Here is a 5,508-nt window from a genome sequence, read left to right as displayed (position 1 = left end):
GGGCAGCGGGCCGCCCCTGCAGGGGACGGCCGGTCGCCGGGGGAAATACACGGACGATCTCGAACGGGGTTTGGGGGGAACGCCGATCAAGTCCGCGGCTTTCGCCTATCACCGGGTCCGCAGCGCGGAAGAGGCGCGGGACTGCCTCGCGCGGTACGGCGGCGAAGCGAAGGTGCTCGCCGGCGGGCAGAGCCTCGTGCCCATGCTGCACATGCGGCTCGTGCGGCCGGCGGCGCTCGTGGACATCAACCGGGCCGAGGGGCTCGACCGCGTCGAGTTTCCGCCGGAGGAGGACGTCGTCGTCATCGGGGCCGCCGTCCGCCACGCGGACGTCCTGCGCCACGCGGCGCTGGGCCGGCGCCTGCCGATCTTGCGAGAGGCGCTCGCGCTCGTCGGCCACCCGGCGATCCGCAACCGCGGCACGCCCGTGGGCAGCGTCTGCCACGCCGATCCGGCGGCGGAGATGCCGGCCGTCCTGGCCCTGCTCGGCGGCGAAGTGGAGGCCCTCGGCGCGGAGGGGCGCTACCGGATTCCGGCGGACGCGTTCTTCCTCACATACTTCACCACGGCGCTGCCGCCTGAGGACGTGGCCGTGGCCGTGCGGCTGCCGCTGCCGTCGCCGCACACGGGCCAGGCGTTCGCGGAGGTCGCGCGCCGCGAGGGCGACTTCGCGCTCGTGGGGGCGGGCGCCTCGGTGCGCCTGGACGAGGATGGGCGCGTGGCGGAGGCGCGCCTCGTGTTCTGCGGCGTGGGCGACACGCCCGTGCGCGCGTACGAGGTCGAGGCGGAGCTGGCCGGCGTGCGGCCTTCGGCAGGCACCTGGGAAGAGGCGGGCGCCGCTGCGGCGGACCGGCTTCAACCGGAGGGCGACGTGCACGCCTCGGCCGCATACCGCCGGGAGGTGGCCGCGCGGCTCGCGGCGCGGGTGCTGGCCGCGGCGTTCCGTCGCGCGAGGGAAGGGCCGGACGCCGCGGAGGTGGCGGGGCCGAACGCCGCGGATGGCGGCGCGTCGCCAGCCGGCCGCAACGACGCGCCGGATCATCGAGGAGGCTTGCCGGAATGAGCGAGGCGGCCGTGCGCCCGGAAGAGGCGCTGTACGAAGTGGACGTGGTCGTGAACGGCGTCCGGTACGTGCGGCAGGTGGAGGCGCGGACCACGCTCGCGGACTTCCTGCGGGAGGAACTCGGCCTGACCGGCACGCACATCGGTTGCGAGCAGGGCGCGTGCGGCGCGTGCACGGTGCTGTTGGACGGGCGCTCGGCGCGCTCGTGCCTCGTCTACGCGGTGCAGGCGGACGGGGCGGATGTCGTCACGGTCGAGGGGCTGGGGGCCCTGGCGCCGCGGGCGCGAAGGGTCACGCTGGACGACGGCCGCGAGGTGGAACTGCATCCCCTGCAGGAGGTGTTCCAGGCGCACCACGCCCTGCAGTGCGGCTACTGCACGCCCGGGTTCCTCATCGCCGCGTTTGAGTTCCTGCGCGACAACCCGCGGCCCACCGAGGCCGAGGTCCGCGCCGCCCTGTCCGGCAACCTCTGCCGGTGCACCGGCTACCAGAACATCGTCGACGCCGTCCTCGACGCCGCCAGGCGCCTGGCGGAAGAGGGCGCGGGGCCGGCTTGAGGCTGCTGGCCGCCGTTCTCGCCGCAGGAGCGGCGCGGCGCTTCGGGGCGGACAAGCTCAGCGCGCGCCTGGCCGGCCGTCCGGTGCTGGCCTGGACGCTGGACGGCGTCCTGCAGGCGGCGCCAGCCTTCCCGCTGGGCGTCGTCGTGGTGGCGGCCCCCGGCCGCGCTCCGGCCGGCGCCCGCGTGCCCGGCGCGGCCATTCCCGTGCGCGTTGTCGAAAACCCGGACGCGGAAGAGGGCATGGCTTCATCCGTGCGCGTCGCGGCGCGCTGCGCCCAGGACCTGCAGGCGGACGGCCTGCTTCTATGCCTCGGCGACATGCCGGCCGCCGGCGGCGGCGTGCTCCGCGCGATCGTCGATGCCTGGGAGCCGGGATGGATCGTCGTGGCGCAGGGCCCCTCCGGACCCACGCCGCCCGCGCTCTTTCCGGCCGCCGACTTTCCCGCGCTCCTGCGCCTCTCCGGCGACCGCGGCGCCCGCGCCGTCTGGGAGGCGGCTCGCTCGCGCACGCGCTTCCTTGAGCTGCCCGGCGAGTGGTGGCGCGACGTCGACCGCCCCGAGGACCTCGCGGCCCTGGAGCGCCTACTGGCTCGATAGGGCGTCCACCGCCTGGGCGAACGCGATGTCCTTCTCCGTCACGCCGCCCTCGCGGTGCGTCGTGAGGATCAGGGTGACCTTGTCGTACTGGATGAGGATGTCCGGGTGGTGGTTGCGCCGGTTGGCGAGCTCCGCCACCTTCGCGACGAATTCCATCGCCTGCGGGAACGACGAGAACGCGAAGCGCTTGCGGATCTCGTCGCCGCCGTCCTCCCAGCCGACGAGGCCCGCCAGCTGGTGCGAGCGCTCTTCAGGAGACAGCACCGGCACGCCGATCGCCCCTTTCCGGATTTTGCCTGCCGTTGTCCACATTGTACCGGAGCATGGCGAGGCCTCCCTGCACAATATGTTGTCGGGGAGGGACTGCCGTGCGGCCTGTCGTCGACGAAGCCGGCGAGACCCGCCGGCCGCGCCCGGCGTTCGTGGTGCTGCCCGGCGGCAGGAGCGCACCGAGCCCGAACGACCGCGACGCAAAGGATATCCCGCGCCCGGAGCGCGTGTTCGCCGAACCCTGGTACTTCACGGGCGGGCGCCCGCTCGGGCCGGACCTGCTGGCCCTTCGCCGCCGCTGGGGCGTCCGCGCCGCGATCTGGCGCCTGTACGCGCGCTGACGGCGGGCGGGCGCAGGATGGCGGCCGCGCGGAGCCGAATCCCCACGCATGGCCCGGAAGCTCGACGCCGTCCTCTTCGACCTGAGCTACACCCTTCTCACGAACGGGCGCAGCGAGGCGTTCCACGCCGCACTGGACCGGGCCGGCGGCGGCCTCGACCTGGGCTCCGTACACGAGCTCTTGTCCCAGGCCGACCGTGAATTCGCCCGCCGCTTTCCCGAACGCGCCGGCGACCCGGTCTACGGTTGGATCGACGACTACACGGAGATTCTCGCCGCCATCGTGGAGCGGCACGCCGGCTGGGAGCCGGGGGCCGCGCGGGAGATGCTCGCGCCGGCGGCGCGGGCCTGGGCCGCCGGCGGCCACGCGTGGCGCCCGTACCCCGACGTCGTCCCCGCCCTGCGGGAACTGCGCGCCCTCGGCGTGCGCCTCGCGGCCGTCTCCAACTGGGGCGCGTCGGGACGCGCCGTCCTGCAGGCGTGCGGCCTCCTCGATCTCTTTGACGCGGTCGTCCTCTCGTCGGAAGTGGGCGTGCAAAAGCCGCATCCGCGGATCTTCGAGCACGCCCTCGGGCTGCTCGGCGCCTCTGCGGAAGGCGCCGTCATGGTGGGCGACGACTACGTCAACGACGTGGCGGGCGCCGCGGGGATCGGGATGCGCGGCATCCTCCTCGACCGCTTCGGGCTCGCGGACCGGGACGCGCCGCCCTGCGCGGTGGCTCGCACCATGCGCGGGGTGGTGATGGCGGCCGCCGACCCGGAGGCGCACCTGCCATCGGCCGTCCCGCGCGCGCGCGGCGGGGGGCCGGTGGCGGCCCGCCCGTCCGCGAGCGTCGTCTTGCTGCGCGACGGACCGCGGGGAGTGGAAGTCCTCATGGGCATCCGCGCGCCGGAGGGCACGATGCCCGACGTGGCGGCGTTTCCCGGCGGCTCGGTCCAGCCCGGCGACCTCGACGGGCCGACGGCGCCCGGCTCGCTTCTTGAGCGTGCCGGCGGGCACCGTCCGCACGCCGGGCGCGGCCCTTCGGAAGGGGCCCTTTGGCTGCGCCCCTCGGACGTGCCGGACGTCGCCTTCCGCCGGGCTGCCGTCCGCGAGACGTTCGAGGAAACGGGAATCTGGCTGGGCGGGGCGCCCCGGCCAGGGGAGGCGGAGCGGGAACGGCTGCTCGCCGGCGACGTCCCTGGAGCGCTGGCCGGCCTGGCGCCCGAGCGTCTCGCCGGGCTCGTCGAGCTCGGCTGGCTGGAGGCGCCGCCCCACTTGGCGGTGCGCTTCTTCACGCGGTTTTACGCGGCGCCGATGCCGCCCGGAGAGACGCCGCGGCCGCACACGAGGGAATTTGTGCGACTCGAATGGTGGCGGCCGGAGGACGCCCTCAACACGGGCGGTCCGCCGCTGCTCCTCCCAACGCGCGCCGTCCTGCGCCGCTTGACAGGATTCGCCTCGGCCGGCGCGCTCCTCGCGGAGGCGCGCCGCGCGGCGCGGCCATGGCTCACCCCGCGCGCGCCCATGCCGTACCTGCCCTGACCTTCGGCACCCGCGCCACCGGAGCGCGCCGGTGGATCCCGCCGTCACCCGGGGTGCGCCCGCCGCTCGACCCGCGCCGGCCCGCGCGTTCGCGGCGTCCCCGTTCGACGCGCGGCGCCGCGGTTGTCGGCTGCGCGCCGCGCGTGTCGCCTGGCCACGCACGGTGGCCGCGCCCTCCGACAGACCTCGCGCGGCCGCCCCGCCCATCATGAGGGGGACAACCTGTCGCCGGGGAGGCCCCCATGTCTGCAAGCACGCATTCCAGCACCGGTCGAACGCGTCTCGCCCACCGCGCTCCGGTCGCGTCCGGGGTCCGCCTGGCGCCGGGCGCCACCCTGGCGCTCCTCGTCGTGAGCGTGCTCTTCGGCCGGGCCGCCCTGCTCGGCGTGCTCGCGCCCTTCGGTCCGGCCCTCGTGGCGGCGGTCGACTGGACCTGGGGCGGGCCGGCTGCCCTCGTCACGCTTGTGGGCACCGTGGCGGGCGCGGCGACGGCGAAAGGCTTCCTCCCGGCGGCGCAGGCGTTTCTGCTCGGCGCCGCCGCGTTCGTCTACGGGCGGGCGCAGGGGACGGCGCCCGCCGGTTCCGCGTGGTGGGGGGCGACGATCGCCGGCCTCGCCGCGCTCATCGGCGCGCCCTTCGCCATCCGCGAGGGGCCGGCCGGCGCCTGGTCGGTCACGCTGTTCCAGGCTGTCCTCATCCCCCTGCTGGCGAGCCTCTACGCGCCGGCTCTGGCCGTCCTTCGCCCGGGCGGGCGGGCGGCGGGCGCGCGACCGGTTTGGATCGCGGACGGCGACGAGGCGCACGAGGGACCCGAGACGCTGGCGGTGGCCGTCGGCGTCGCCACCGCGGCGGCCGTCGCGATCGGCGGCATGGGCGGGATCGCGTTCGGGCCCGTGGACCTGCGGACGGTGCTCGTCACGTTCGTGACGCTGGCGGCGGCGCGCCTCGCGGGCGCCGGGGCGGCGGCAGCGACCGGCATCGCGCTGGGGGCGGCGTGCGTGCTCATGGGCACCGGCGGCCCCGTGCTGGCCGCCGGGTGGGGGCTTGGCGGCCTCCTCGCGGGGGCGTTTGCACCGTGGGGGCGCGGCGCGGCCGTGTTGGGGCTCCGCGGGGGGCGGTGGGGTATAAAAAAATACCAGCCCCCCCACACCAAA

General features: G+C 75.7%; 7 protein-coding genes. 6 read left to right on the top strand and 1 reads right to left on the bottom strand.

Annotation, left to right across the window (positions count from 1 at the left end):
• Positions 1 to 85 precede the first annotated feature (85 nt).
• Genes IRZ18_08210 through IRZ18_08200 form a run of 3 tightly spaced genes read left to right on the top strand, consistent with a single transcriptional unit; the run spans position 86 to position 2,219 of the window.
• A complete protein-coding gene (locus tag IRZ18_08210; GenBank protein MBX5477085.1) occupies positions 86 to 1,063 on the top strand; it encodes a xanthine dehydrogenase family protein subunit M in 978 nt (325 codons plus the stop codon).
• Positions 1,060 to 1,620 (top strand): (2Fe-2S)-binding protein, encoded by a 561-nt coding sequence (locus IRZ18_08205; GenBank protein MBX5477084.1) that lies wholly within the window; start codon positions 1,060 to 1,062, stop codon positions 1,618 to 1,620. Before IRZ18_08210 ends, IRZ18_08205 begins: the two co-directional genes overlap by 4 nt.
• Positions 1,617 to 2,219: a nucleotidyltransferase family protein gene (locus tag IRZ18_08200; protein MBX5477083.1), complete on the top strand. Its 603-nt coding sequence runs from the start codon at positions 1,617 to 1,619 to the stop codon at positions 2,217 to 2,219. Before IRZ18_08205 ends, IRZ18_08200 begins: the two co-directional genes overlap by 4 nt.
• Here IRZ18_08200 and IRZ18_08195 read toward each other — a convergent pair.
• On the bottom strand, positions 2,205 to 2,531 hold the full coding sequence (locus tag IRZ18_08195; protein MBX5477082.1) for a 4a-hydroxytetrahydrobiopterin dehydratase: 327 nt from the start codon (positions 2,529 to 2,531) through the stop codon (positions 2,205 to 2,207). The genes IRZ18_08200 and IRZ18_08195 overlap by 15 nt on opposite strands.
• Positions 2,532 to 2,587: 56 nt before the next feature.
• Between IRZ18_08195 and IRZ18_08190 the strand changes: the two genes are divergently transcribed.
• From IRZ18_08190 to IRZ18_08180, 3 genes are all read left to right on the top strand, one after another.
• Complete coding sequence (locus IRZ18_08190; protein MBX5477081.1) at positions 2,588 to 2,830, top strand: hypothetical protein; 243 nt, start codon at positions 2,588 to 2,590, stop codon at positions 2,828 to 2,830.
• Positions 2,831 to 2,878: 48 nt separating this feature from the next.
• Positions 2,879 to 4,354 carry an HAD-IA family hydrolase gene (locus IRZ18_08185; protein ID MBX5477080.1) on the top strand — a complete coding sequence of 492 codons (1,476 nt, stop codon included), beginning with the start codon at positions 2,879 to 2,881 and terminating at the stop codon, positions 4,352 to 4,354.
• 242 nt (positions 4,355 to 4,596) lie between these two features.
• A partial coding sequence (locus tag IRZ18_08180; protein ID MBX5477079.1) for a hypothetical protein occupies positions 4,597 to 5,508 on the top strand: 912 nt, incomplete at its 3' end.

It is taken from the genome of Clostridia bacterium, from assembly GCA_019683875.1.
Lineage (GTDB): Bacteria > Bacillota > Sulfobacillia > RBS10-35 > Bu92 > Bu92.
The sequence above is the reverse complement of the archived record's forward strand: the minus strand, read 5'-3'. Positions and strand labels throughout refer to the sequence as shown.

Excerpts from the sequence above, each read along its gene's own strand:
- IRZ18_08205 (MBX5477084.1), top strand. The coding sequence starts at position 1,060 with ATGAGCGAGGCGGCCGTGCGCCCGGAAGAGGCGCTGTACGAAGTGGAC.
- IRZ18_08195 (MBX5477082.1), bottom strand. The coding sequence starts at position 2,531 with ATGTGGACAACGGCAGGCAAAATCCGGAAAGGGGCGATCGGCGTGCCG.
- IRZ18_08185 (MBX5477080.1), top strand. The coding sequence starts at position 2,879 with ATGGCCCGGAAGCTCGACGCCGTCCTCTTCGACCTGAGCTACACCCTT.